The sequence below is a fragment of the Dickeya fangzhongdai genome (assembly GCF_002812485.1).
In the GTDB taxonomy this organism is placed as follows: Bacteria; Pseudomonadota; Gammaproteobacteria; order Enterobacterales; family Enterobacteriaceae; genus Dickeya; species Dickeya fangzhongdai.
Genome location: NZ_CP025003.1, coordinates 2,773,229 through 2,799,553 on the forward strand (window position 1 = coordinate 2,773,229; position 26,325 = coordinate 2,799,553).

Annotated in this window: 21 protein-coding genes; 10 read left to right on the forward strand and 11 right to left on the reverse strand. The window is 55.0% G+C overall.

What is annotated here, in order from left to right; genetic code table 11:
* Window positions 1-40 precede the first annotated feature (40 nt).
* Together CVE23_RS12375 and hisN are read right to left on the reverse strand one after the other, a co-directional pair.
* On the reverse strand, window positions 41-1,219 hold the full coding sequence (locus CVE23_RS12375) for an MFS transporter (protein ID WP_100849644.1): 1,179 nt from the start codon (window positions 1,217-1,219) through the stop codon (window positions 41-43).
* 106 nt (window positions 1,220-1,325) lie between these two features.
* The gene (gene hisN, locus CVE23_RS12380) at window positions 1,326-2,120 is read right to left on the reverse strand and encodes a histidinol-phosphatase (protein WP_100850462.1); all 795 of its coding nucleotides are present in this window, start codon (window positions 2,118-2,120) and stop codon (window positions 1,326-1,328) included.
* A gap of 112 nt (window positions 2,121-2,232) precedes the next feature.
* Between hisN and CVE23_RS12385 the strand changes: the two genes are divergently transcribed.
* Window positions 2,233-3,012 carry a DeoR/GlpR family DNA-binding transcription regulator gene (locus CVE23_RS12385; protein WP_100849645.1) on the forward strand — a complete coding sequence of 260 codons (780 nt, stop codon included), beginning with the start codon at window positions 2,233-2,235 and terminating at the stop codon, window positions 3,010-3,012.
* A 242-nt stretch (window positions 3,013-3,254) separates the two neighbouring features.
* Complete coding sequence (fhuA, locus tag CVE23_RS12390) at window positions 3,255-5,447, forward strand: ferrichrome porin FhuA (RefSeq protein ID WP_039695786.1); 2,193 nt, start codon at window positions 3,255-3,257, stop codon at window positions 5,445-5,447.
* Between the two features lie 104 nt (window positions 5,448-5,551).
* Here fhuA and CVE23_RS12395 read toward each other — a convergent pair whose 3' ends face one another.
* The 6 genes from CVE23_RS12395 to CVE23_RS12420 all read right to left on the reverse strand — a co-directional run bounded on the left by CVE23_RS12395 (window position 5,552) and on the right by CVE23_RS12420 (window position 13,195).
* Window positions 5,552-6,469 carry a hypothetical protein gene (locus tag CVE23_RS12395; protein ID WP_100849646.1) on the reverse strand — a complete coding sequence of 306 codons (918 nt, stop codon included), beginning with the start codon at window positions 6,467-6,469 and terminating at the stop codon, window positions 5,552-5,554.
* Between the two features lie 428 nt (window positions 6,470-6,897).
* A complete protein-coding gene (locus CVE23_RS12400) occupies window positions 6,898-7,716 on the reverse strand; it encodes an ABC transporter permease (RefSeq protein ID WP_038920993.1) in 819 nt (272 codons plus the stop codon).
* 33 nt (window positions 7,717-7,749) lie between these two features.
* Complete coding sequence (locus CVE23_RS12405; protein ID WP_038919267.1) at window positions 7,750-9,021, reverse strand: ABC transporter permease; 1,272 nt, start codon at window positions 9,019-9,021, stop codon at window positions 7,750-7,752.
* Window positions 9,022-9,057: 36 nt separating this feature from the next.
* Window positions 9,058-10,089, reverse strand: coding sequence for an ABC transporter substrate-binding protein (locus tag CVE23_RS12410; protein ID WP_049842489.1), 1,032 nt, complete (start codon window positions 10,087-10,089; stop codon window positions 9,058-9,060).
* 358 nt (window positions 10,090-10,447) lie between these two features.
* Window positions 10,448-11,908: an NAD-dependent succinate-semialdehyde dehydrogenase gene (locus CVE23_RS12415; RefSeq protein WP_100849647.1), complete on the reverse strand. Its 1,461-nt coding sequence runs from the start codon at window positions 11,906-11,908 to the stop codon at window positions 10,448-10,450.
* Between the two features lie 21 nt (window positions 11,909-11,929).
* Complete coding sequence (locus CVE23_RS12420) at window positions 11,930-13,195, reverse strand: 4-aminobutyrate--2-oxoglutarate transaminase (RefSeq protein ID WP_100849648.1); 1,266 nt, start codon at window positions 13,193-13,195, stop codon at window positions 11,930-11,932.
* 126 nt (window positions 13,196-13,321) lie between these two features.
* On the opposite strand from CVE23_RS12420, the gene pdxR reads away from it, so the two are divergent.
* From pdxR to CVE23_RS12450, 5 genes are all read left to right on the forward strand, one after another.
* A complete protein-coding gene (gene pdxR, locus CVE23_RS12425; RefSeq protein WP_100849649.1) occupies window positions 13,322-14,809 on the forward strand; it encodes a MocR-like pyridoxine biosynthesis transcription factor PdxR in 1,488 nt (495 codons plus the stop codon).
* A gap of 402 nt (window positions 14,810-15,211) precedes the next feature.
* A complete protein-coding gene (locus CVE23_RS12430; RefSeq protein WP_100849650.1) occupies window positions 15,212-16,306 on the forward strand; it encodes an ABC transporter ATP-binding protein in 1,095 nt (364 codons plus the stop codon).
* A 162-nt stretch (window positions 16,307-16,468) separates the two neighbouring features.
* On the forward strand, window positions 16,469-16,699 hold the full coding sequence (gene pptA / locus CVE23_RS12435; protein ID WP_100849651.1) for a tautomerase PptA: 231 nt from the start codon (window positions 16,469-16,471) through the stop codon (window positions 16,697-16,699).
* 498 nt (window positions 16,700-17,197) lie between these two features.
* Window positions 17,198-18,175 (forward strand): DUF1852 domain-containing protein, encoded by a 978-nt coding sequence (locus CVE23_RS12445; RefSeq protein WP_100849653.1) that lies wholly within the window; start codon window positions 17,198-17,200, stop codon window positions 18,173-18,175.
* A gap of 27 nt (window positions 18,176-18,202) precedes the next feature.
* Window positions 18,203-19,234, forward strand: a complete 1,032-nt coding sequence (locus tag CVE23_RS12450) for a methionine synthase (RefSeq protein WP_100849654.1) — start codon at window positions 18,203-18,205, stop codon at window positions 19,232-19,234.
* 256 nt (window positions 19,235-19,490) lie between these two features.
* Here CVE23_RS12450 and CVE23_RS12455 read toward each other — a convergent pair whose 3' ends face one another.
* Both CVE23_RS12455 and CVE23_RS12460 read right to left on the reverse strand, forming a co-directional pair.
* Window positions 19,491-20,114, reverse strand: a complete 624-nt coding sequence (locus CVE23_RS12455) for a glutathione S-transferase family protein (RefSeq protein WP_038919278.1) — start codon at window positions 20,112-20,114, stop codon at window positions 19,491-19,493.
* A 437-nt stretch (window positions 20,115-20,551) separates the two neighbouring features.
* Window positions 20,552-21,601, reverse strand: coding sequence for an alpha/beta hydrolase (locus CVE23_RS12460; RefSeq protein WP_161130289.1), 1,050 nt, complete (start codon window positions 21,599-21,601; stop codon window positions 20,552-20,554).
* Between the two features lie 252 nt (window positions 21,602-21,853).
* Here CVE23_RS12460 and CVE23_RS12465 point away from each other — a divergent pair, with 252 nt between their 5' ends.
* The 3 genes from CVE23_RS12465 to CVE23_RS12475 are packed head-to-tail and all read left to right on the forward strand — an operon-like array spanning window position 21,854 to window position 25,111.
* Window positions 21,854-23,020 carry an aldo/keto reductase gene (locus CVE23_RS12465; protein ID WP_188726073.1) on the forward strand — a complete coding sequence of 389 codons (1,167 nt, stop codon included), beginning with the start codon at window positions 21,854-21,856 and terminating at the stop codon, window positions 23,018-23,020.
* A gap of 15 nt (window positions 23,021-23,035) precedes the next feature.
* On the forward strand, window positions 23,036-23,716 hold the full coding sequence (locus CVE23_RS12470) for a heavy metal response regulator transcription factor (protein ID WP_038919281.1): 681 nt from the start codon (window positions 23,036-23,038) through the stop codon (window positions 23,714-23,716).
* 15 nt (window positions 23,717-23,731) lie between these two features.
* Window positions 23,732-25,111, forward strand: a complete 1,380-nt coding sequence (locus CVE23_RS12475; RefSeq protein WP_225622583.1) for a heavy metal sensor histidine kinase — start codon at window positions 23,732-23,734, stop codon at window positions 25,109-25,111.
* Here the strand turns inward: CVE23_RS12475 and CVE23_RS12480 are convergent.
* Window positions 25,100-26,083, reverse strand: a complete 984-nt coding sequence (locus CVE23_RS12480) for an NAD(P)H-dependent flavin oxidoreductase (protein ID WP_100849656.1) — start codon at window positions 26,081-26,083, stop codon at window positions 25,100-25,102. The genes CVE23_RS12475 and CVE23_RS12480 overlap by 12 nt on opposite strands.
* Window positions 26,084-26,325 lie beyond the last annotated feature (242 nt).

Sequence of the window (26,325 nt, forward strand, 5' to 3'; positions counted from 1 at the left end):
CCGAACGATTAGACCTTCACTCGATTAGACCTTTACTCGATTAGACCTTCACTGCTTTGGCGCTCAGCCCAACCAGCGCCAGCAACGCCGCCACCACCAGAAACGCGGCCGACAGGCTGCTGTGATGGGCGATAAACCCGATACTCGCCGGTCCGGCCAATACCCCGAGATAGCCCAGCGTCGTCACCGCCGGCACCGCGGCCGCCTGCGGCATGCTGGTCTGACGGCCAATGGCGGAGAACATGATCGGCACGATATTGGAGCACCCCAGCCCGATCAGCGCATACCCCAGCAGCGCCAGCGGCCAGAACGGCACCCACACCGCCAGCATCAGACCGGCGACCGCCATCGACGCCCCCAGCATCACCACGGGTTGCGGCCCCAGTTTCGTCACCACCCGGTCCCCGGTCAGGCGACCGAGCGTCATGGCGGCGGCAAAACACGCAAAACCGAGCGCCCCTTGCGCGTCCGGCATCCCGCGATGCTCGGTCAGAAAGACCGCGCTCCAGTCCAACACCGTGCCTTCGGCCAGGAACACGGCAAAACAGATGAGGCCCAGCACCAGCACCGCGCCGCGGGGAATGGCGAACGCCGGGCCTTCCGGCGGATTGGCGTACGTCAGCAGGCCGGACAGATGCGTCAGCAATAACAAGAGCGCCGCCAGTACGCTAAGCAGGCTGGCCGCCAGCGGCGACAGCCCCAGCGACATCATGCCGCTCATCGCCCCGGCGCCAACGATGCCGCCAATGCTGTAAAACCCGTGAAACCCCGACATCATGGCTTTGCCCGACGCCTTTTCCACCAGAATCGCCTGCACGTTCATGGCGCAGTCGGTGGTGCCGACCCCGACGCCGAATACCAGCAGCGCGATCGCCAGCCACAGAGTATCCGGAATCACCGCCAGCCACGGCAGCGTCAGGCTAAACAGCAACACCGCCAGCGCGATAACCTTACGGCAGCCAAAGCGAGTGGTCAGCATCCCCGTGACCGGCATCGCCACCAGCGCGCCGCCGCCCAGACACAGCAACAGCAGGCCGAGCGTACCGTCATCGACAGCGGTATTCAGCTTGGCAAAGGGCACCAGCGCCGCCCAAACGGCGGTGGCGAACCCGGCCAGAAAAAACATGACGCGCGTCGCCCGTTGTTCGCGCCGTCCGGGTTCGTCGATGACGCGGCCCGACAAAGGGGAATTTTTCAGGGAATCCGTTAACTGTGGCATAAACGATACTGTCTCGTGTGAAAGGTATTGACCAATAGAAAGGTATTGACCAATAACCGCCGCGGCGCGCGCCGCATATCAACTATCCATTAGGCTATTCAGTAAACTATCCATTAAGGACTTGCAGCACGTCTTCATGCAGCCGCGGGCACCCCGTCGCCAGAATTTGCCCGCCGGCTTCCGGCCGTTCGCCCTGTAGCGTGGTCACCACGCCGCCCGCCTGCTCCACAATCGGGATAAAAGCCGCAATGTCATAAGGTTGCAGCGCATACTCCAGGCAGATATCGATGTGCCCGGCGGCCAGCATCGCCATCGCGTAGCATTCGCCGCCGTAACGGGTCATCAGCGTGCGCCCGGTCAGTTCGGCGAAGCGAATCTGTGGATGACGTTCAATCGGTTCCGGCGAGGTGGTATGCAGAATGGCCTGACCGAGCGGGACATTCTTGCGTGTCGCAAGCCGGCGTTCGTCCCCCTGTGGACCGCGATACCAGGCATGCCGCCCATCGGCCCAAAACGCCTCGCCGGTGAACGGCTGGCTCATCATGCCCATCACGGCGCGACCCTGATATAACAACCCGATCAGCGTGCCCCATACCGGCAGTCCGCACAAAAACGGCCGGGTGCCGTCGACCGGGTCCAGAATCCACTGAATGTCGCCGCTGCCGGTCGCGCCGAATTCCTCGCCCAAAATCGCGTGTTCCGGATAGTGTTCGGTAATCAATGCCCGAATCGCCCGTTCCGCTTCCCGATCGGCATCCGTCACCGGATCGAAGCGAAATCCCTCTTTGGGTTTGCTGCCGACATGCAGATTCTGGTGTGAGCGAAAACGTGGCAGGGTTTGCTGGCTGGCCGCGTCGGCCAACGTATGAAAAAACGCCATATCCGGCAGTGGCTGACTCATGGTATTCACCTCTTGCGATAGAATGCGCATCAACAATATTGGATTGACAAATCGTATCATGATGCTTGATTCTGCTCGTTGTGATCGATTTTTTTATACATAAGGATTGATTATGCTCGATTATGCATCTTTTCCTGAGCAACGACAATCCCTGATCCGGGATCGTCTGCGCAATGAAGGTCGGGTGGTATGTACATTGTTGTCGCAGGAATTGCGGGTATCGGAACACACCATACGGCGCGACCTGCAGGAACTGGCGCGCGAAGGCGTGTGTAAACGGGTCTATGGCGGCGCCGTCAGCCTGGCTCCCGCTGACGGCCATTTCATCACCCGCGCCGCTGCCGACAGCGAGGCCAAAGATCGGCTGGGTCAGTCCTGCGCGGCGCTGGTTCAGGCGGGTCAGTGCGTGTTTATCGATTCCGGATCCACCAATCTGGCTATCGCCCGGGCGATTCCGGCCTCGTTATCCGTGACCGTGGTGACCAACTCCCCCGCTATCGCGCTGGAAATGATGAAATCATCCCATGCGGAGGTGATCATGCTCGGCGGACGAGTACAACCGCGCACCGGCGGCGCGCTTGGCATCACACCGCAAAAACAGCTGGAGAATATCTATTTCGACCTCTGTTTTCTGGGCGGCTGCGCGCTGGACGCCGCCGAAGGGCTGACCGTGTTTGACTACGAAGACGCGGAATTCAAGCAGGCGGCGGCGCGCAAGAGCAACGAGATCGTGGTGGCGATGACGTCGGACAAGCTCCCGGCTATCGCCCGCTACCATGTCATCCCCTGCGAAGATATCACCACCCTGGTGGTGGAACCGGCGATCCCGGCGGATAAACTCGCGCCTTTTATCGACAAGCAACTGCCGATCCGTTTTGCCGAGGCGCAATAAATCAGCCCTTATGCCGCATGTGTTACCCGCTCCGGCGCGCGGGCGGGTAACGCGGGGTTAACCACCTCGCCATCCCAGCCTGTGACACCGTCTGTTTCACGTAAGCCTCTTCGCTTTACCTTATCTCTACATTCGTACACATCAGGTTACGAATTCTTTCTCTGACAGCATTATCGTTATTGATTATGATAATCATTGTCATTTTCTTTTGTTTTTAATTAAAAATAGTCAGGGAAATCGTAATGATAACAATACAAGGCGCAGGCTTCGGCCAGGTCTCCCCTTCGCATGCCCACAAACGCGCGCTGGCGCTGCTGATTTCCGCCGCTCTGGCGGGTACGGCATCGGTAACGGCCTATGCGGACGACACCATCAACGTTGACGCCTCAACGGCGGCCGCGCCGGAAAATGCGTGGGGCGCCGCACCGACGATTGCCGCCAAACGCAGCGCCACCGGCACCAAAACCGACACCTCGATTGAAAAAAATCCGCAGTCGGTGTCCGTCGTGACCAGTGAGGAGATGCAAACGCGTCAGGTGGTCAGCGTCAAAGACGCGCTGAACTATACGCCGGGGGTTTTTGCCGGCAACCGCGGCAGCTCAAACACCTATGACGTGGTTAACCTGCGTGGTTTCACCGCGGTCAACACCAACCAGTACCTCGACGGTCTGAAATTGCAGGGCGACAACTATTCGGAAGCGTCGCTGGATCCTTACATGCTGGAACGGGTGGAAGTACTGCGCGGACCGGTGTCGGTGTTGTACGGCAAAAGCAGCCCGGGCGGCCTGGTGGCGCTGGTCAGCAAGCGGCCGACGGCTGAAACCATCCGCGAAGTCCAGTTCAAGATGGGAACCGATAACCTGTTCCAGACCGGTTTCGATTTCGGCGGCGCGATCGATGATCAAGGCGTGTATACCTACCGCCTGACCGGCGTGGCGAAAAGCAGCGATACCCAGCAGGATTTCGCTAAAGAGAAACGTTATGCCATCGCTCCATCATTTAGCTGGCAGCCGGATGAAAATACCCGCTTTACGCTGCTGACCCATTTCCAGAACGACCCGTATGCCGGTTTCTACGGCTGGCTGCCGCGTCAGGGCACGGTTAACCCGTTCCTCGACAGCAACGGCAATCCGCATAAGCTCTCCACATCGTTTAACGATGGCGAAGCCAGCAACAAGATGGCGCGTAACCAAAAGATGGTGGGATACAGCGCCGAACATGCGTTTAACGACACCTGGACCGTGCGGCAGAACCTGCGTTATATGCAGTTGGAAACGCAGTACCGCGGCATCTATGGTTCGGGCATTTCCGCCTCGCTGCCGTATGTCATGGATCGCGCATCCGTTATCTCTCACGAGCGTCTGAACAGCCTTACTGTCGATAATCAGGCGCAGGCGACGTTTTCAACCGCCGATGTCAGTCATACGATGCTGTTTGGCGTGGATTACATGCGGATGCGTAACGATATCGACGAGTACTTTGGCTCGGCATCATCGCTAAACCTGCTGAATCCGGCTTACGGCGACGATAGCATTCCAGCGGATTCGCTGTCGCCCTGGAACTACCTGAATCGTCAGGAGCAGACCGGGGTTTATGTGCAGGATCAGGCACAGTGGAATCAGTGGCTGGTGACGCTGGGCGGGCGTTACGACCGGGCGAAAACCTCGGCGCAGAATCGCACCGCCGGGACTACCGACTCGAACAGTCAGGGGCAATTTACCTGGCGAGGCGGGGTGAACTACCTGTTTGACAACGGCATCACGCCGTATTTCAGTTACAGCGAATCCTTTGAACCGACATCGGGCGCCAGCGCCAGCGGCCAGACCTTCAAACCGTCGCTCGGCAAGCAGTATGAAGCCGGGGTGAAATACGTACCGAAGGATCGCCCGCTGGTGCTGACGGCGGCGGTCTATTCGCTGACCAAGAGCAACAACCTGACTACCGATCCCGACAACACCAACTTCAGTGTCCAGAGCGGTGAAATCACGGTGCGCGGGCTGGAGCTGGAAGCCAAGAGCGCGCTGACGCAGAACATCAACGTGACGGCGGCGTATTCGCATGTTAATGCCAAATATACCCACGACACCGATCTGCAAGGTAAACGCCCGTATCAGATTCCCAACAATCAGGCCTCGCTGTGGGCGGATTACACCTTTAACCATTCCACGCTCAGCGGGCTGACCATCGGTTCCGGTGTGCGCTACGTCGGCAGTTCCTACGGCGATGCGAACAATACCTTTAAGGTGGCGCCTTACGGATTGCTGGATGCGATGGTGAAATACGATCTGGCGGCGTTCGGTATGCCCGGCTCCAGCCTGGCCGTCAATGTCGATAACCTGCTGAATCGCCAGTACGTGGCCAGCTGTTATACCGATTACGCCTGCTACTGGGGCAGCGAACGTCGCGTTACCGCGACCGCCACGTTCCGGTTCTGATTAGGCGGCATTTCAGTGATAGTCGCGGCCCAGGCCGCGACTATCCTATGCCAATACCTTTCAACCATGCGTCATATCAGGCAGCAACCCGGCAGGTAATGGCATTACTTTTTCGCCACTGCGTCTTTAACGTTTTTCATTTCATTCAGCAACGCGGTTAAGACGGCGGTATCCGTTGACTGGCTATTCTTTTCGGTAACAACCGACACGCCACACTGAGAATGGGTGGTCACTTTCCCTTTCACCGGTAAAGCCACCGCCTGCAAATATCTTGGGTCATTCACTCTGACATAAACAGTCTCTTCAACTGCCCCTGCCTTTTTTACCTTAATGACACCATCTCTGCAGGAAGCATAGATAAAGTGGTGCTTAATTTTATCCAGATTCTCCGGCAATGATGGCACAACCCAGTCGGCAGAAATGGCATCGACGGGCACACTCCCCAATGCTATTTCCGCACTATAACCATCAGATAAATCAATGGATTTTCCATTCTCATTTAATATCTTGTCGTCAATGTCTACTGTTTTGGTTTCGACTATTTTAGTTTCGACTATTTTAGTCTGAACGGTTTTATTATTATTCGTAGAAGAGAGAGGTGTTGGTATAAATTTAGTCACTGCAATCGCCAATGCACCAAACTCTTTAACAGCCTTTTCTCTGTTATCCTCTGTATCAACTCCAATGTCTTTCACTCTGTCTGTATTTTCAATTTTGGACATACTAATGTTTGTTTTGGTGAACAGACTTTCTTTAGGAGAAATACCCACTTTGAATTTCTTGTAATCATGATTTAATACAGTGATCTTATATTTTAAAGCACCATTTTCGCCATTGGATTTTTTTTCATATTCAGGCTCAAAAATCACAGAAGATGATGCCAGATAAAAGCTATCGGATATCTTTTTATCCAGCAGTTTTTCGCCTGCAGGCTTGTCCCCCTTAATGATTTGATACGACACTTCCGGTTTTACTGCACAGCCCGACAGCACCATCATTGATACGATAATGTACTTTTTCATATTACCCCTCGCCCAGACATGATTGGTTTTATAAAAACAACAAATCCGTTTTTCAAGGAATGAAAAATAAAGCACAAAAAATATCGCCACCATGGCGCATTATAAAATTATGGAAAACACAGAGAGTTCTTTAAGAATGACGTAATAAATCAACAATGCAAGCTGCCTGCATTCACAATTGCGTTAAAAACATTAATTGCATGATTTTTATTGTTATTATTTTCAATAACAGCAGGATTAATATCCAAAAGGATAAATATTCAACAGAGGGAAAATTACCGGATGGATTATTTACGCCGCATTGAATCAGAAACAACGCCGGTAGATTAATGCAATCGCACCGCCGCTATAACAAGCAACAACGCCCCTGCCAATTCCGGCAAGGGCGCTTCATAGATATTGCTACTGACATCAACCCACCGTCGGAATCAACGCCCGCCGCGCAGTTTCTCCGCACGACGACGTAGCACCTCCATCACCACCAGCAACACCAGCGCGGCAGCCACCATCATGGTCGCGGCGGCGGCGATGGTCGGATCGAGGTTTTCGCGGATCCCGGCGAACATCTGCAACGGCAGCGTGCGCTGGCGCGGGCTGGCGAGAAACAGCGTGACGATCACTTCATCAAACGAGGTGGCGAACGCGAACAATGCGCCGGAGAATACGCCGGGGGCGATCAACGGCAGCGTCACCTTACGAAACGCCAGCAACGGCGGCGCGCCCAGACTGGCGGCGGCGCGGGTCAGGTTCTGATCGTAATTTTTCAGCACCGCGGTCACGGTGATCACCACAAACGGCACGCCCAGTACCGCATGGGCCAGCACCAGACCAATATAGCTGTTCAGCAATGACAGCTTGGCGAAAAAGAAGAACATCCCTACCGCCACGATCACCACCGGCGCAATCATCGGCGAAATCAACACCGCCATCACCAGCGACTTGCCGCGAAACTCGCCGCGCACCAGCCCCACCGACGCCAGCACGCCCAGTACGGTTGCCAGCACCGTCGCCAGCGGCGCAATCAACAGGCTGTTACCGAGCGCGCTAAGCCATTCGCTGGAGTGGAAGAACTCCCGGTACCAGCGCAGGGAAAAGCCCGCCAGCGGGTAGCTGAGGAACGACCCGGCGTTGAACGACAGCGGCACAATCACCAACACCGGCACGATCAGAAACAGCAGCATCGCCGCGCCGTAAAAATTGAAGAAGCCATTCCACACCCGCAGCAGCTGCGAACCCTGTTGTCTCATTTCCTTCATCGGTTTCATCGCTTGCTCCTTCGGTTAACGCGCCGCCGCGTCGGCGTCGGTGCGGGTGACACGGATATACACCACATACAGCAGCACCACGATCACCAGCAGTTGTGTCCCCAGCGCCGCCGCCATCCCCCAGTTCATGGTGGTGTTGGTGAAAAACGCCACAAAATAGCTGAGCATCTGGTCGCCCGGCCCGCCCAGCAGCGCCGGCGTAATGTAGTAGCCAATCGCCATCATGAACACCAGCAACGCGCCGGCGGTCACCCCGGCGTAGGTCTGCGGCACATACACCCGCCAGAACGCCAGAAACGGATGCGCGCCCAGCGAAATCGCCGCCCGCACATAGTTGGGCGAAATGCCTTTCATCACCGCATACAGCGGCAACACGAAGAACGGCAACAGAATGTGGGTCATGGAGATGTAGACGCCGATACGGTTAAACACCAGCACCAGCGGCTCATCAATGATGCCCAGCCCCATCAGCGAGCGGTTGATCAACCCGCCGGATTGCAACAACACGATCCAACTGGCGGTACGCACAATCAGTGAGGTCCAGAACGGCAGCAACACCAGAATCATCAGCAGGTTGGCGCGATTATCCGGCTGTTTCGCCAGCCAGTAAGCCAGCGGGTAACCCAGCGCCACGCACAGCAACGTGACCACGCCCGCCATCAGCAACGTGCGCAGCAGCACATCGACGTACAGCGCCTGATCCGCCGGTTGCGCCACCACGTTGTCGGTCTGCGGGTCCACCTTGTGGTCGAATACCGCCAACAGATAGTAGCTGGTGAAAGGCCGTGACGCGCGGTCGATGGTTTTCCAGGTGGTCAGTTCGCCCCACATCGGTTGGTCGGCAATCAACTGTTCGCGCAGCCCTTGCTGCTCATCTGACGGCAGCTTGCGCAGCGTGCGGGTGATAAGCTGGCGGTACTGACCATCTTCATAACCCAACCGTTTGGTGATGGTGGCGACCTGCCCGGTGCTGCGGGCATTGCGCAGATCGCTCACCAGCGCCCGGAACACGCTCTCATCCGGCACATTCTTGCCGGACCATTGCCGCATCGCCTCGATAGTGGTCGGCATGCTGACGCGCAGGTCCGGGTTGGACACGCTTTTGCCCAGAATCGACAGTATCGGGAACAGAAAACTGACCAGAATGAACAGGAACAACGGCGCGATCAGCAGCAGCGACCGTTTCTGATAGCGGGCCTGCGCCTGATGTAACTGCTGTTTCAGACTGGTACGGTTTCCCTCGCCGCCGGCAGGCGGCTCTGCCTTCAACATCTCGTTCTGGGACATAAGCGCTCTCTCCTTGTGATCAATACCGGTTCGGGATTACTTCTGGGCGGCCCAGGCGTTGAAACGCTGCTCCAGCTCTTCGCCGTGATCGATCCAGAACTCGGTATCTACCTGCACCGACTGAGCCAGGTTATCCGGCGCGGTCGGCAGGTTTTTACTGACGGCCGGGTCCAGCAAGGCGGTGGTTTTCGCGTTGGTCGGGCCGTAGGCGATGTTTTCCGCGAACACTTTCTGGTTTTCCGGCTGGTTGGCGAACGCGATGAACTGCTCGGCCAACGCTTTGTGTTTGGTGCCTTTCACGATGGCCCAGCTATCCAGATCGTACAGGCCGTCGTTCCAGACGATATTGATGCCCGGTTTCTCTTTCTGCGCCACCGCCACGCGGCCGTTGTAGGCGGACGTCATCACCACGTCGCCCGCTACCAGCCACTGCAACGGCTGCGCGCCGGATTCCCACCACTGGATATTGGATTTGATCTGATCGAGTTTCTTAAACGCGCGATCGACGCCGGCCGGGGTCGCCAGCACTTTGTAGACCTCTTCACGTTTCACGCCGTCCGCCAGCAAGGCGATTTCCAGCGTGAACTTGGCGCTTTTACGCAGCGCGCGCTTGCCGGGGAAATTTTTCACATCCCAGAAATCGGCCCAGCTTTTCGGCGCCTGTTGCAGTTTGTTGGCGTTATAGGTCAGCACGGTGGACCAGACAAAGATCCCGGCGCCGCACTCGGACACCGAACCTTTTACGAAATCAGCCTGATCGCCCAGCTTTTTCCAGTCCAGCGTTTCAAACAACCCTTCGTTGCAACCGCGCAGCAGTTCCGGACCTTCCACTTCCACCACGTCCCAACCGACCTGGCCGGTCTGCACCATAGCGCGGATGCGAGCCATTTCACCGTTGTATTCGCCGGCTTCAATCGCGCCCTTGCCTGCCGCCTGGAACGGTTTGTAAAACGCTTTATCCTGCGCGTCCTTGTTGGTGCCGCCAAAGGAAATCACGGTCAGGTTCTCGGCCCAGCTCTGGGAAGCCATGGCAACGAGCAGAGCGGATAATGCAAATTTTTTCAACATGGTCTGGCTCCTGAAGAGAGTAGTCAACGTATGCCCACGAGGGCGAAACCCTTAAATTTTTTTGATGCATAGGCATCATTTTATAAAGCAGTTTTCGTGCCAGTTTCTGTTGTCTGTGTTGAAAAACCGCTGAACGGCGCCGTGGAGAAACCGCACTGTGCAATGTGCACAGTGCCTATGCTGTTTTTCGCGTGATGGCTTGTTTTTTTACCTGGTGACTTGTTTTCTGCCTGATACATTGCGTGGCGCGTGATGAGCAAGCCCTGCCGAATTCGCCTTATTGTGGTGCAATAGAACAAGACAATTGCACCACTCTGGCTCGCCAGTACGCGGGATGAACATCCCTGTTCATCCGCCGTCAGGCTGAGGGGGTGAGGTCAACGCAGAGATATTTCATCTCCAGGTATTCCTCGATGCCAAAGCGTGAGCCTTCGCGTCCCAATCCGGATTGTTTCACCCCGCCAAAGGGGGCCACTTCGTTGGAAATGAGGCCGGTGTTGATCCCCACCATGCCGTATTCGAGCGCTTCCGGCACCCGCCACTGACGGACGGCGTCGCGGGTGTAGACGTAGGCGGCCAGGCCGAATTCGGTATCGTTGGCCATCGCCACCGCCTGCGCTTCATCGTCAAACGGAAACAGCGGCGCCACCGGGCCGAACGTTTCTTCGCGGGCAAAACGCATCTCGCGCGTCACGCCGCCAATCACCGTCGGGGTGAAGAAGGTGCCGCCGAGCGCGTGGCGTGAGCCGCCGGTCAGCAGTTCCGCCCCTTTTGACAGCGCATCGTCAATATGTTGCTCGACTTTGTCGACCGCATCCTGGTCGATCAGCGGGCCTTGCATCACGCCGGGTTGGGTGCCGTCGCCCACTTTCAGCTTTTCCACCTCTGCCACCAGCCGGGCCGCCAGCGCCGGATAGATGCCGCGCTGGACATAAATGCGGTTGGCGCAGACGCAGGTCTGGCCGCTGTTGCGGAATTTGGATGCCAGAATGCCTTTTATCGCCTGCTCCAGATCAGCATCGTCAAACACGATAAACGGCGCATTGCCGCCCAGTTCCAGCGACAGCTTTTTCACCGTCGGCGCACATTGCGCCATCAAAATACGGCCAACTTCGGTAGAGCCGGTAAAACTCAACTTGCGTACCACCGGGCTGTCGCACAGGATTTTACCCACCGACGGCGCTTCGCCGGTCACCACCTGCAACACGCCGGCGGGAATACCGGCCTGTTGCGCCAGTTCCGCCAGCGCCAATGCGGTAAACGGCGTCTGCTCCGCCGGTTTGACGATCATGGCGCAGCCGGCCGCCAGCGCCGGTGCGGCTTTGCGGGTGATCATCGCCGCCGGGAAGTTCCACGGCGTGATCGCGGCGCACACGCCGATACCCTGTTTGATCACCAGCAAGCGCTGGCTGGCCTGCGGCGACTGCAGCACGCTGCCTTCCACCCGCTTGGCTTCTTCGGCAAACCAGTCGATAAACGAGGTGGCGTAAGCGATTTCACCGCTGGCTTCCGCCAGCGATTTGCCCTGCTCGGCGGTCAGAATGGCCGCCAGATCGTCCTGATTCGCGCGAATCAACTGCGCCCATGCCTGCATCAGCGCAGCACGCTCTTTGCCGGTGCGCTGGCGCCACGCGCTCAGCGCCTGTTCGGCGGCGCTAATCGCCTGCTGGGTCTGTTCCGCCGTCACCAGCGGAATGCTGCCCAGCTCGGCGCCGGTCGCAGGATTGGTCACGCTCAGACGCGCCCCGTTGCTGCTATCCTGCCATTCGCCGCCGATCAGACATTGTTGACGGAATAACGTTTTATTTTTCAGTTGCATAACTACCCTTTCACTCACGTCTCACTTCGCCAGAACGCTGCTCAGAATCGACAGCGCCTTGCTAAACTGGGTATCCGGAATGGTCAGTGGATACAGGAAACGAATCACGTTGCCGTGCGTGCCGCAGGTCAACAGCAGCAGTCCCTGTTCCAGCGCCGCCTGCTGGTATTTTTTGGTGATCTCCGCGCTCGGTTTGCCGGTCTGCGGATCGTTAAACTCCACCGCCACCATTGAGCCGCGGGCGCGAATATCGACGATCGCCGCATTGCCGGCTTTCGCCCGCTCCAGCGCTTCTACCAGTGTAGCGCCCAGGCGCTGGGCGCGCTGACACAACTGTTCTTCTTCAATCACATCCAGCACCGCCAGCGCCGACGCCACCGCCAGCGGGTTACCGGCATAAGTACCGCCCAGCCCGCCGGGGCCCGGCGCGTCCATCACCTCGGCGCGACCCACCACGCCGGAAATCGGGAAACCGCCGCCCAGGCTTTTCGCCATGGTGATCAGGTCCGCTTTATCGTCGTAATATTCCATAGCGAACACTTTGCCGGTACGGGCAAAACCGGTCTGCACTTCATCGGCAATCAGCAGCATGCCGTACTTGTCGCACAGCTGGCGCACGCCGCTGATGAATTCCGGCGGCGCGACGTTGAAGCCGCCCTCGCCCTGTATCGGCTCCAGCAGAATGGCCGCGACCTGATCGGCGGCGATATCGGTGTGCAGCAGGCGGTCAATGCTCTCCAGCGCCTGTTCCACGGTGATGCCATGCTGGGCATTCGGGTACAGCGCGTGGAAAATGGACCCAGGGAACGGGCCGAAGCCGGTGGAATACGGCGCCACTTTACCGGTCAGCGTCAGGGTCAGCAGCGTACGGCCGTGGAACGCCGCGCCAAACGCGATCACGCCCGGACGTTTGGTATAAGCGCGGGCGATTTTCACCGCATTTTCAACCGCTTCGGCGCCCGTGGTGAAGAAAGCGGTCTTGGCCGGGCCGGCGATCGGCGCCAGCGCGTTCAGGCGTTCCGCCAGCGTCACATAGCTGCCGTAGGGGACGATTTGATACGCGGTATGGGTGAATTTCTCCAGTTGTTCGCGCACCGCCGCCACCAGTTTCGGGTGACGGTGGCCGGTGTTCAGCACCGCAATCCCGGCAGCAAAATCAATATACTCGCGCCCTTCAACATCCCACAGGGTGGCGTTTTCGGCCTTGTCGGCAAAGAAATCGCACATGACGCCCACGCCACGCGGCGTGGCGGCCAAACGACGTTGATTCAATTCGCTGTTACTCATTATTCTGCTCCGATTCGATGAACACACCGCCCGACGGGGGCTGACGATTAACGTTCTGATGTTGCTATTTATCCCCTGCATGGCCCTATAATCCAGAGCCAGTTTTTAATATTTAAAGGATCCACTTTGCGCTCGCTACTGACCGATTTGCTACTACAGGGGCTGGAACAACAGCAGGAAGGCACGCTTAACAAGCGGCTGTACGACACTATCCGGCTGGCGATTCTGACTGGCGACATCACGCCGGGACGGCGGCTGCCCTCGTCCCGCGACCTGGCGCAGCAGCTGTCGCTGTCGCGCAATACGGTGATCGCCGCCTTCGAACAGCTGCTGGCGGAAGGCTATATCGAAACCCGCACCGGCAGCGGCAGTTACGTCACCGAGCAGTTGCCGGACACCCGCCCGCCGGATGTCCGCGACGATACCCAGTCGCCGTTGCGCCCGGTGGTGCAGGAAATTTCCCGGCGCGGCATGCATCTGCTGGGCTACGCCGGCGCGTCGGCGCGCCAGTGGGGCGCGTTTATGCCGGGCATCCCGGATATCGCCAGCTTTCCGCATGACCTGTGGCGGCGGCTGCAAACCCGACTGTCTCGCCGCCTGAAACCGGAACAACTCTCCTACTCGCCGATCGGCGGCTGCCCGGAACTGCAACAGGCGCTGGTGGACTACCTGCGGGTGGCGCGCTCGGTCACCTGTACCCCGGAGCAAATCCTGATTACCGAAGGCACCCATCAGGCGATGGACCTGCTGGCCAAAATGCTGTGCAACCCCGGCGATCTGGCGTGGATTGAAGACCCCTGCTACTGGGGAATGCGCAATGTTTTGACCATCAACGGGTTGCGCGTCGCGCCCATCGAGGTGGATGAGCAAGGGATGGTGCCGCCGGACGACGTCTCGCCCCAATCGGTGCCGCGGCTGATTTGCGTCACCCCGTCGCACCAGTACCCGCTGGGCGCGGTGATGAGCCTGGCGCGCCGCCAGCGTCTGCTGGCGCTGGCGCAGGAACACAGCAGTTGGGTCATCGAAGACGATTACGACAGCGAGTTCCGTTTTTCCGGCAGCCCCATCCCGGCATTACAGGGGCTGCAAACCCAGCCGCCGGTGATTTACATCGGCACCTGCAGTAAAACCCTCTATCCGGGATTGCGCGTCAGTTACATGGTGCTGCCGCCGCATCTGGCGCGTGAGCTGAAAACGGCGCACGCCGAGCTATACCGGGGCGGCCACCTGTTGACGCAACTGACGCTGAGTCAGTTCATCAGCGAAGGCCACTACGCCGCCCACATCCGCCGCATGCGCCTGCTGTATGCACGCCGCCGCGCCCTGCTGAGCGAGTTGATCGTGCAGCATCTGGGCGAAGCGTACCTTGGCTACAACAGTAATGCCGGTCTGCACCTGATTTTGCGGTTACCCGACCGCATCGACGATGTGGTGCTGAGCGCCCGTATCCTGCAACACGGCGTGATGGTCAAACCGCTGTCCAGTTACTATCTGCGGCCGACGCACCAGCGCGGGCTGCTGCTCGGTTACGCCAGCGTGGACGACGCCGAGATGGTGCGGGCGTTTGACGTCATTCTTTCCTGTTTACGCACGCTGGAAAACGCACGCGCCTGAATCCCCCACACGCGGTTTGAGCGCCCCGCTCGCCGCAGAAAAACCGGCCCGGCAGACACCCTATCCGCCCCGGTTTTTCGCCTTGCCGTCACGCACAATATCAGTGCCTTTATTTAACACGCGCTCACCATTTTGAGGCAAAGGCGGATTATCGTGCACCTTATTGTTCACTGCTGCTGCTAACTCTTGCGATTTTACTATTGTGCAACATGCACAATACTCTGATCTTAACGGCCGAGCTTCAGCCTGATTTTTTGCTGTGATTTTCCGCCGAGTCAAACCCCTGAATTGATCTTTTTTCATGCTCAATTTATAAGAATAATTTCTTAATTAACTATCAGGCATGACTTATGCATACATCAGTCATCAGCACCGCGCTACGACACGTGAGAGAAGGGAAGAATGAAAACCTACGTTAGCTTCAAAAATATTCAAAAAACCTACGATGGCGATCGTCTGGTGGTCAAAAATCTGAATCTGGATATTCAGGAAGGCGAGTTTCTGACCATGCTGGGCCCGTCCGGCTCCGGCAAAACCACCAGCCTGATGATGCTGGCCGGGTTTGAAACGCCGACACAGGGCGAAATTCTGCTGCGTGACACGCCGCTGCACAACCTGCCGCCGCACCAGCGCGGTATCGGCATGGTGTTTCAGAACTATGCGCTGTTCCCGCACATGACGGTGGCGGAAAACCTGGCGTTTCCGCTCTCCATTCGTCGCATGAACCGCAGCGATATCAAAGACAAAGTGGATCGGGTGCTGGACCGCGTCAAACTGACCAATCTGGCCGATCGTTACCCGGCGCAGATGTCCGGCGGTCAGCAACAGCGCGTGGCGCTGGCCAGAGCGCTGGTGTTCGAGCCGCGTCTGGTACTGATGGATGAACCGCTGGGCGCGCTGGACAAGCAGTTGCGCGAGCACATGCAGTTGGAAATCAAGGAGCTACACCGGGCGCTGGAACTCACCGTGGTGTACGTCACCCACGATCAGAGCGAAGCCATGACCATGTCGGACCGGGTCGCGGTCTTCAACGACGGGATTATTCAGCAGATGGACAGCCCCAGCGACATTTACGAACGCCCGCAGAATGCCTTCGTGGCGCAGTTTATCGGCGAAAACAACACGCTGATTGGCACCCAGTCCGGCGGCGACGGCGACTACTATCAGGCTCAGTTGGATGACGGCACCGAATTACGCGCGCTGAAAGTCCGCCCCAGCTCGCCGGGTAGGAAAATCCATTTGTGTATTCGCCCGGAGCGGGTACGGGTCAACGCCAGCGTACTGCCGGACGGCGCACAACAGGTCAGAGCCCGTATCCAGCAATTTATCTATCTCGGCGATCATGTGCGCATGATGACCGAGGTTGCCGGTCAATCGCAGTTTATGGTGAAACTGCCGGCCAGCGACGTTAACCCGGACTGGCAAATCGGCAGCGAAATCAATCTGTCCTGGCAGCCGGAACACCTGCGCGCGCTGGATGCAGTCACGACGCACTGATGATGGCGACAAACGTTGCCACCGGTTAAGCCGACGTCAATAATAAAGCACTAACGCTTGCCGCCCGAGGCCATGCCGGCGCAGACACTGCGCGGATGGCCGTCGGCGTTAGGTTTAACCGCTGTCCGCCATATACCGGACGCAATACACGGAGCCTTATCTATGCCACATGTTGCCATCAAGTATTTCCCCCGCAATCTGCCGGAAACCGTCAAACAGGATTTGGCAAACGAAATCAGCGAATTGCTCAAGAAGTACCTGAACGCGGAAGACAAGTCGATCTCGGTTGCCCTGACGGAAATCGTGCCGGAGCGCTGGAAAGACGCGGTTTACGATATCGAAATCGGGCCGGAACTGGCTAATCTCACCAAAAAGCCGGGATATACGCTGTAACGCCAACGCCCGCATGCACGTCGGTGACAACAGGCTGATATTGCCTTACCGACAGCGGTGCTGAACGGCTTTCATTACCCTGTGTATACCCAAAATAATTCGAGTTGCAGGCCAACACGTTAATGTTGAGTTGGCCCTTTATGACAAGGCTCATGATCAGTCTTGTCACGGCGATTAATCGTGCATCTAACACGCGTTCTTTGGTTATTCGGCTGCCCATCAACCAAACAATGCGGCGAGAAAACAACGCTATCACCGTGCCAAGATAAGACGTTGAGCGACGTCTGCAACCATCCCTGACCTGACCGTATACCCGACCATGAATATGGCTCATGTTGTAATGAAATTAAGTCGCTTTCCCTCGCCCATTAACTCTGGCATAAAATATGCTAAATTAACTTGCCAGCAACATGAAGACCACCAAATGACAAAATAAAGTCATTTAACATCAACACTTTAACCGGGTTTTCATATCAAGCATCAGGAAAAAAGAACGCGATGACTAAAAATTTTACATTTACGATTAAAAACAGTTGCTTCGATGAGAACTATAACCCCTCCGAAAATACGCGTATTACTACCAACTTTGCGAATTTGGCCAGAGGAACGAGCCGCCAGGAGAACTTACGCAATACATTAGTGATGATTGACAATCGCTTCAATACATTGGCGTATTGGGATAACCCCAAAGGTGACCGTTATTCCGTCGAACTTGAAATCATTTCTGTTGATATGCACATTGCCGACAATAACGCCACCTTCCCGGCAATTGAAATTTTGAAAACAAACATCATTGATAAAAAAACAAACCAACGGATTGAAGGTATTGTAGGCAATAACTTCTCGTCTTACGTGCGTGATTATGATTTTAGTGTGTTGTTGTTAGAGCATAATAATAGTCAATCCGAATTTAGCATTCCCGATAACTTTGGCGATTTGCATGGAAATATATTTAAATATTTCGTCAATTCGCAGGAATACAAAGACAAATTTAGCAAATTGCCGGTAATATGCTTAAGTGTTTCCAGCAAAGAAACCTATCATAGAACGAGAAACCAGCATCCTGTATTGGGCATCGAGTACCAGCCAAATGGTTCTTCTTTAACCGAACAGTATTTCGAAAAAATGGGGCTACAGGTTCGCTACTTTATGCCACAAAATAGTGTGGCGCCTTTGGCTTTTTATTTCTTTGGTGATTTACTGAGTGATTACACAGATCTTGAGCTTATCAGTACCATCAGCACAATGGAGACGTTCCAAAAAATCTACCGCCCTGAGATTTACAATGCGAACTCCGCTGCCGGGCAATACTATTGCCCCAACCTGAATCATCATGATCATTCATTAACAAAAATTGTTTATGATCGGGAAGAGCGCAGCCAGTTGGCCATTAAGCAAGGGAAGTTTACTGAAGAGCACTTCATCAAACCGTACAAAAATATTCTTGAGCAATGGTCGGCTCATTACGCGCGCTAATTCACCAAAAATATAAGGTCACCTGCTATGAAAACATTGCTACCTACCTCGACTGCTGGCAGTTTACCCAAGCCTTCCTGGCTCGCCGAGCCGGAGAAACTGTGGTCCCCCTGGAAATTACAAAACGACGAGTTGATTGAGGGGAAAAAAGATGCCTTAAGCTTGTCGCTGTTTGATCAACTGCGTGCAGGTATTGATATTGTCAGCGATGGCGAACAAACACGCCAACACTTTGTCACCACGTTTATTGAACACCTTAGCGGCGTGGATTTTGAGAAACGTGAAGTGGTTAAAATTCGTAATCGCTATGACGCGAGCGTACCGACAGTGGTCGGTGCGGTGGCGCGTCAAAAACCCGTGTTTGTTGAAGATGCCAAATTCTTACGTCAACTCACCAAGCAACCCATTAAATGGGCCTTGCCAGGGCCGATGACGATGATTGATACGCTCTATGATAACCACTATAAAAGCCGCGAAAAGCTCGCCTGGGAATTCGCAAAAATACTCAATCAGGAAGCGAAAGAATTAGAGGCTGCAGGTGTCGATATCATCCAGTTTGATGAGCCCGCATTTAATGTTTTCTTTGATGAAGTGAATGACTGGGGGATCGCCGCGTTAGAAAAAGCCATTGAAGGGCTGAAATGTGAAACGGCTGTACATATTTGCTATGGCTATGGCATCAAGGCCAATACCGATTGGAAAAAGACGCTGGGGTCAGAGTGGCGGCAATATGAAGAAGCATTTCCCAAACTGCAAACATCGGCTATCGATATCATCTCACTGGAATGCCATAACTCGCGTGTTCCAATGGATCTGCTTGAGCTGATTCGCGGTAAAAAAGTCATGGTAGGGGCCATTGATGTGGCAACCAATACGATAGAGACACCAGAGGAAGTCGCCAATACGCTACGAAAAGCACTTCAGTTTGTCGATGCCGACAAGCTCTATCCTTCGACCAACTGCGGTATGGCCCCCTTATCTCGTCGGGTAGCCACAGGCAAACTCAATGCGTTAAGTGCAGGCGCAGACATCATCCGCAGAGAGCTCTCTGCTCAATAACACCACGGCATTGTCGATCACTAAAAAACTCAGTCCGTGTCAGGCGATCTGATCAATCGCCAAATAACCTGAACCACCAACCGGACTGAGCAATACCGAACATTGCGCAATTACTGATGAAGAACGGCTAACTTATATGATGCCGTGAACCAGTAGCGAAACAAAACCACCGGCGGCCGGCGGAGTAAACCGGGCCGCCCTTTGACTGTCGTAAAGCGTGATATAGCGTGCTGACACATCGCCGCCAATCCGGCTTTTAGACCATACCATTATTCCCATGACGCAAGAATGCCGGTCGCTGATTCAAGCGCGTAAACCACGCATCAATGGCAGGGACTTCAGGGTGGGGAAACGGTGTCATTTTCCAGCGATTCACCGACAGTCCGAGCACCACATCGGCCAGCGTAAACGTCTCACCTGCCGCCCATGCGCCGGTGCGCTGGAGTTGTTGTTCAAGAATACCAATACAGTGATTCCACTCTTTAATGCCTGCGGCAATCGCGTTTTGATCGTTATAGGCCGGGTTCTTACGCGCCAGGGCCGGGAAGACATAACGCCAGGCGTTGTTAAACTCGGTCGCCTGCCAGTCCATCCAGTGCTCGACGTTAGCGCACGCCTGCGCTTCGTTGGGGAGCAAGTCATCGCGCCCGGCTTTGCGCGCCAGATAGCGGCAAATCGAATTCGATTCCCACAGCACGAATTCATCGTCAATCAACACGGGCACCATGGCGTTTGGGTTCATAGCGCGAAATGCATCGGTTTCCGTTGAGGCAAACCCGCTACCGTAATCTTCCTGAACATAATCCAGCCCCACTTCCTCGCAGGTCCAGAGCACTTTGCGCACATTTATTGACGTCGTTTTGCCAAGTATTTTAAGCATACTTCGAATGTCCTTCCGCGTGATTAATCGTTTAAAAACAATACACCAACCTAATATCTTCTTGCTACTGGCAACAGAGCACTGACATGGTTGCGTCGCATTCGTGAGCTTATGCTTTTATGGCACAGGGCTGCCTTCGGGAGGTGCATAACCCGGGCTGTCATGAGCGTGAAGCAGACATATGGCAACAATAACCGTAATCCAGACCTATTAAATGACATGACCCAGGCTGAATTTATTCGGAGTTTCCGGACTGGGTCTATGAATTTCATTCATAGCGCCTAGTTAATGGGCGTAATTATCTTTCCCCCCAACTTCGTTAATCTGGGCACATCACGTTACCAGGCGCAACGAATATTAAGCCGGTAAGTGGATAGTCGCGGCGGGACCATATAACGGCCAGCTTGCAAGGCTGGCCAGGGTATCGGTAGAACGGATTAAATATTTTGATCGAAGAATGTATCTAATTTTTTCATCGCCTGATCAACGTAACGAGGTACCCAGTAGGTTTCGATATGCGTTGCGCCATCAATCAGGAACAGTTGTTTATTCTTCGTACCGGTGGCCTTTTTGAATGCGCTTTCGGTCATGTAAAGCGAGTCAGCTTTAGTACCGGCCATCATTAGCAGCGGCTGATTGATGAGATCAATATTGCTTTGCGCATCAAAGTTCATCAAATCAAGCAGGCTGCTTGTGGTGTAGCGGAACGTTGAGTTCGGGTGAGCATGCGTTTTCCAGTAATACTCGTAACCCTGACGGTACAAATCGTACGGAAGTTTCGCGATTTGTTCATCTGTCAGGTTGGCGTCTCCGGAATAGCTGACCTCACCGGTGGTGACTTCTTTGGCGCGCGCATCACTTGCCTGTTTCAAACGCTCCTGAATAGTGGAAATCTGCGAGTCCTGATAACCATTGCGGCGCACGAGCCCGGAGTCAAACATGCTCAGCGTCGCCAGCGCTTTAAAGCGCTTATCCGTCTGGGCGGCTTTTAATGAATAGCCACCGCCGCCGCAGATGCCCAGCAAGCCGATGCGGGCGGTATCAACCCCTGGGTACTGGCTGATGTAGTCAGCCATACCGTGAATATCCTCAATGCGATTGGCAGGCTTATCAACGCTACGAGGCATGCCGCCACTGGCCCCCTGATAAGCCGCATCTGCGGTAATAGTGATATATCCGTGCTCGGCCAGACGCTGGGCATATAACCCGGCGACCTGCTCTTTTACGCCGCCATTCGGATGCGCAACCACAACCGCAGGGTATTTTTTCGCGGGGTCGTAGTTGGCTGGCGTGTAGACATTCGCGGCAATCTGGATGCCATGCAGATCGTATTTCACCGGATGAATGTTGACCTTGCCTTTGACGTTCTCGGTGATGGCACCGTCGTAGACGAGGGTAAATGGATTCTTTTTATAGTCAGCAGCATTAACCGAGGTAACTCCGGCCATTGCCGTAAGCAACATTGCACTTAACAGCGTGAATTTCATGATCTCTCCCGATGAGTGACGGCCTGTCCATGCAGGCTCGTGATATCGAATATGCAGGCTCAGATTAGGGAGTGAGGGCTGTCAGCCTCGTGACAGGCGAATAACATTTTTGTCAGGAAGCCACTGTGCGGCAGGCCATGGTTTCTGACAACGCTGTCAGGTAACCGTCAGCTTTATGTTGGCAATCAAGGGGCAGAATGCGCTCAGATTAAATGAGGTTCATGTTCAATTTACTGAGAAAAGGAATGATCCATGAAAAGTCAACACAACCCGGCGATGCCCGAGCGACGTAAGTTATTAGTTGCCGGGGCGGGTATCGCCGCAGCATCACTGATTCCTCATGCTTCAGCAACGGGGAAATCCTCTCAGGGTGAGGCCTCCAGACAAGGCAGCCAACGCTCAGCCTCACCGGGTAAACGTAAACTAGGCAGCCTTGACGTTTCTGCCGTGGGTCTGGGTGTCCAGAACATGAGCCGTAAATACGACACGTCTGTCCCGTGGCGTCCCGAAATGGTGAGCATTATCCGTCGGGCATTTGATGAGGGCGTGACGTTTTTTGATGCGGCTGAAGCTTATGGTCCCTTTGAGGTGGAGAAGATCCTGGGTGAAGGCGTCGCCCCTTTTCGGGACAAAATAGTTATCGCCACTAAATTTGGCTGGAACATCGATCAGCAGACGGGTAAGCGCCTGCCGGGCCTCAATAGCCGACCGGAGCATATCAGACTGGTCGTCGAAAATATGCTCAAACGCCTGCGTACCGATCGCATCGATTTGCTGTATCAGCACCGGGTGGATCCTCAGGTTCCGATCGAAGATGTCGCCGGTGTGATTAAGGATTTAATGGATCAGGGAAAAGTCCTGCACTGGGGTCTGTCAGAAATGGGGATTAATACGTTAAGACGAGCTCATGCGGTATTACCCGTCACAGCCGTACAAAGTGAATATTCCATGCTCTGGCGGGGTCCGGAAAAGCATGTGCTTTCGACATGCGAAGAGCTGGGGATAGGGTTTGTGCCATGGAGCCCATTGGGCGTGCAGTTTTTAACGGGCTGGATTGATGAGAATACCCGATTCGCTGCCGGTGATTTCCGCGCGACAGAAACTCGCTTCTCGCCTGACAACCGCCAGCACAACTTACAGTTAGTGGCATTACTGAAAACCTGGGCGGTAAGAAAAAATGCCGCACCGGGCCAGATTGCGCTGGCATGGTTACTGGCTCGCAAACCCTGGATTGTCCCGATCCCGGGCACCACAAACAAAGATCATATGCTGCAAAACACGGCCGCCGCACGGATCTCACTGACGTCTAGCGAAATGACCGAACTCACCCGTTCACTGGATGCCATCACTATTCAGGGTCAACGGTTGCCGGATGCGGTACAGGTTTATTCAGATGTAGACGCTCCGTTGAAAAGTTAATGAGGATGTCACGTTATGCGGCTGTTGCTAGTCGAGGATGAGGAAAAAACATCAACCTATCTCAGCCGTGCGCTGGGTGAATCCGGGTTTACAGTAGATGTTTCAGCGGATGGGGCCGAAGGTCTTCATTACGCACTGGAATTCGACTACGACGCGATAATCCTCGATGTAATGTTACCGGGAATGGATGGTTATCGGGTACTGGAAGGCGTACGAGCCAGTAAACAGACCCCTGTATTGATGTTATCTGCACGGGGATCGGTCGACGAGCGCGTCAAAGGGCTTCGGCTTGGCGCTGATGATTATCTCCCTAAACCTTTCTCGCTCATTGAGCTGGTGGCGCGCATTCAGGCGCTGGTGCGTCGCCGCTCAACCGATGGAGCGGATATCACACAACTGCAAATTAACGATCTCCATCTTGATCTGCTGGCTCGTCGGGTATTTCGTGCCGGAACGCGACTGGAACTGACGGCGAAAGAGTTTTCTCTACTGAGCCTTCTGGCCCGTCATCAGGGGGAAATTCTGTCAAAGATGATGATCGCCGAGCAGGTATGGGACATGAATTTCGACAGCGACGCCAACGTGGTTGAAGTCGCCATTAAACGCCTGCGGGCCAAAGTTGATACTCCGTTCGATGTTAAATTGCTGCATACCGTACGCGGTATGGGGTACGTCCTCGAAGTCAGGTGCGAATAAATAAAAGGGATAAGCATGCTTAAGCGCGCCATTTCGGTCCATCTGGCACTGATGTTTGCGTTATCCGCGCTTCTGATTGTTTCCGTCATCGGTATTCTGCTCAGAAGCTCATTGCATGACTCGCTGCAAAAACAGATGCACAACGAGCTGTTATTTCGGGAATCATTAATGAGCTCGTGGATTGCAGCGCGAACCTCGGCTGAGGGCTGGTCTACGCTGGCGAATAAATTTACCGTATTAGCCAATTCTGAAGGTGAGCGCGTTCGCTACTGGATAGTGAGCGATAACCCACGTTTCAGTGTGGGCGGAACGCCGCCTGTGGGTGTTCAGTGGTCTTCTTTGCAGGAAGGTTTTAACAAAATGCCCGGCGCATCGGACGGCGCATGCTCACTTTTTCTGCTGGTGAAAACGATCCCCGCAAACGGCGAAAGGCCTGAGGTGCGCTATGTGGTTGCCATCGACTCCACGCCGTACATGGGGACACTGGATGCGTTCACGCGTACCCTGCTGGTTATTGCCGCGCTGGGTGTGTTTATCGTAGCGCTGCTGGGATATCTAGTCTCAAGAATCGGTCTGCGTCCGGTGGTGGCGCTCAGTAAACAGGCGCAACATCTCGCCCCGGGAGATCATGGACAACGCCTTGATACCACGGCATTACCCGAAGAATTACAGCAGCTCGCTTCATCATTTAACGGTGTGCTGACGCGTCAGGAGATCGCCTGGCGGCAGCTCGAAAGCTTTAATGCTGATGTAGCCCACGAACTTCGCACTCCTCTCACCAACCTGATTGGTCAAACGCAGTTGGGGCTATCACGCCGACGTTCGTACGATGAGCTGGAAGAGTTACTGGGTTCAAACCTCGAAGAGCTTGAGCGGATGACATCAATCGTTAACGATATGCTTTTCCTGTCCCATGCTCACGCCGGTGAATATGCCTCCCAGCTTATGCTGGTCTCCCTGCGTGAAGAAACGCTTAAAACGGCGGAATATGTTGAGCCCTCCTTTGCTGAAAAACAGCTTACCCTGGACGTTGAAGGCGATGTGACAGCCCATATTGATCGACGGTTATTCCACCGCTCCCTCGCCAATTTACTGGAAAACAGTGCAAGGCATTCGCCCCCCCAAAGTACGATTACCGTTCGGTTGAGCGAAAAAAATAATCACGCCTGCGTTGAGGTTTCGAACCCAGGCAATCCCATTGCTCTGGAGCATGTAAACCGGCTTTTTGAACGTTTTTATCGGGTTGACTCCTCCCGGGCCAGGAGCGACACCCATCATGGTCTGGGGTTATCGATCGTACGCGCCGTCGCCATTATGCACCGGGGAGACGTCTTTGCGCGTAGTGAGGACGGTATCAATACATTTGGGCTGACCTTTGCGATATCACGGAGCTAATTCATTAACCACGTCAGCGACGCTTTTTACGCCCCGGATAGCGCCGATGCCGGTGCCCAGTGAGATATAGCCTTCGTCGGTATTTCCTTCGAGCATACCGATCCGCAAACCGCGTAGACCGCCCATCGTTTTGCCAAGCTCTTCGTTACTGGCGCCCGCTTTGTCCATCTGCACCAGTTTCTCTGCCAGCTTGCCGGGCAGCGAGCGATAGTAGGCGGGCTGCGTGCGGAAAAGCAGCATATCCAGTCCGTCGGAATCGACGATCTTGTCTTTTACCGACTGGGGTACGCGGCTTTCTTCCGTGCTGATGAATACGGAACCTGCGAAGACCCCGCTTGCCCCTAAGGCATGGGCCGCTCTGGCGGTACGGCTATCGGAGATCCCCCCCGCCGCCAGCACAGGAACATGTTGAACAGCATCGGCGATCAGCGGGACGATGGAAAACGTGCCCAGGGCCTTTCCTGGTAACGTTCCGCCTTCGTCAAAACCGGTGGCGACAATAATATCCGCCCCTGCGGCTTCGGCGAGGCGGGTGTTTTCGGGGGAGGGATTGATGTCGCGATAGATGATGCTGATGCCCGCGTCTTTCAGTTCGTCAAACAGCCCGGGGATTATCGAGCCTTCGCTATAGCCGGTATAAACAACCACCCTCACCCCTTCTTCCTTAATCACCTGCAATATTGGCAGGGTCCATACGTCATTCTCCGGCATTGGGATCAGGTTAACACCAAAAGGTTTTTCGGTAAGTGCTTTGGTTTTACGAATTTCTTCGCGCATTTTTTCAGCGGTTTCTTCCGGTGTGGATACGGCGGTTTCAGCCGTTAGACCTGCGTTTGGTCCCAGAACGCCCAAGCCCCCGGCATTGCTGACAGCGGCGACCAAACGGGCGTCGGTAAGCCAGGATAATGGCCCCTGGATGACGGGTTTTTCAATGCCCAAAATCTGGCAGATACGGTTCTTTTGATTTTGCATCGCGGAATTTCCTTAACAGAGACTCAGACCATCGGATGATGGCCGTCTTAATATTGCTTTTACGTTTCATAGTGCTTTTACGTTTCGAAATGATGCTGCGGGGCAGCTCAGCTTCGGAATGCGGAGAGTGTAGGACGCAAGATTATTTGGAAAAATAGCAGATATAGTTCATCACTATTATAAAATGAGTAACAATAAAGCTATCCGATTTCTTCTGAGCCGCTTTTCTTCCCCTGTAAAAG

What these genes read in the sequence shown, in the direction of transcription:
- CVE23_RS12460 (WP_161130289.1), bottom strand. Translation starts at nt 21,601, where the DNA reads ATGAAATTCACGCTGTTAAGTGCAATGTTGCTTACGGCAATGGCCGGA.
- CVE23_RS12445 (WP_100849653.1), top strand. Translation starts at nt 17,198, where the DNA reads ATGACTAAAAATTTTACATTTACGATTAAAAACAGTTGCTTCGATGAG.
- CVE23_RS12465 (WP_188726073.1), top strand. Translation starts at nt 21,854, where the DNA reads ATGAAAAGTCAACACAACCCGGCGATGCCCGAGCGACGTAAGTTATTA.
- CVE23_RS12475 (WP_225622583.1), top strand. Translation starts at nt 23,732, where the DNA reads ATGCTTAAGCGCGCCATTTCGGTCCATCTGGCACTGATGTTTGCGTTA.
- CVE23_RS12455 (WP_038919278.1), bottom strand. Translation starts at nt 20,114, where the DNA reads ATGCTTAAAATACTTGGCAAAACGACGTCAATAAATGTGCGCAAAGTG.
- CVE23_RS12415 (WP_100849647.1), bottom strand. Translation starts at nt 11,908, where the DNA reads ATGCAACTGAAAAATAAAACGTTATTCCGTCAACAATGTCTGATCGGC.
- CVE23_RS12400 (WP_038920993.1), bottom strand. Translation starts at nt 7,716, where the DNA reads ATGAGACAACAGGGTTCGCAGCTGCTGCGGGTGTGGAATGGCTTCTTC.
- hisN (WP_100850462.1), bottom strand. Translation starts at nt 2,120, where the DNA reads ATGAGTCAGCCACTGCCGGATATGGCGTTTTTTCATACGTTGGCCGAC.
- CVE23_RS12450 (WP_100849654.1), top strand. Translation starts at nt 18,203, where the DNA reads ATGAAAACATTGCTACCTACCTCGACTGCTGGCAGTTTACCCAAGCCT.
- pptA (WP_100849651.1), top strand. Translation starts at nt 16,469, where the DNA reads ATGCCACATGTTGCCATCAAGTATTTCCCCCGCAATCTGCCGGAAACC.
- CVE23_RS12470 (WP_038919281.1), top strand. Translation starts at nt 23,036, where the DNA reads ATGCGGCTGTTGCTAGTCGAGGATGAGGAAAAAACATCAACCTATCTC.
- CVE23_RS12395 (WP_100849646.1), bottom strand. Translation starts at nt 6,469, where the DNA reads ATGAAAAAGTACATTATCGTATCAATGATGGTGCTGTCGGGCTGTGCA.
- CVE23_RS12410 (WP_049842489.1), bottom strand. Translation starts at nt 10,089, where the DNA reads ATGTTGAAAAAATTTGCATTATCCGCTCTGCTCGTTGCCATGGCTTCC.
- CVE23_RS12420 (WP_100849648.1), bottom strand. Translation starts at nt 13,195, where the DNA reads ATGAGTAACAGCGAATTGAATCAACGTCGTTTGGCCGCCACGCCGCGT.
- CVE23_RS12430 (WP_100849650.1), top strand. Translation starts at nt 15,212, where the DNA reads ATGAAAACCTACGTTAGCTTCAAAAATATTCAAAAAACCTACGATGGC.
- fhuA (WP_039695786.1), top strand. Translation starts at nt 3,255, where the DNA reads ATGATAACAATACAAGGCGCAGGCTTCGGCCAGGTCTCCCCTTCGCAT.
- CVE23_RS12385 (WP_100849645.1), top strand. Translation starts at nt 2,233, where the DNA reads ATGCTCGATTATGCATCTTTTCCTGAGCAACGACAATCCCTGATCCGG.
- CVE23_RS12405 (WP_038919267.1), bottom strand. Translation starts at nt 9,021, where the DNA reads ATGTCCCAGAACGAGATGTTGAAGGCAGAGCCGCCTGCCGGCGGCGAG.
- CVE23_RS12375 (WP_100849644.1), bottom strand. Translation starts at nt 1,219, where the DNA reads ATGCCACAGTTAACGGATTCCCTGAAAAATTCCCCTTTGTCGGGCCGC.
- CVE23_RS12480 (WP_100849656.1), bottom strand. Translation starts at nt 26,083, where the DNA reads ATGCAAAATCAAAAGAACCGTATCTGCCAGATTTTGGGCATTGAAAAA.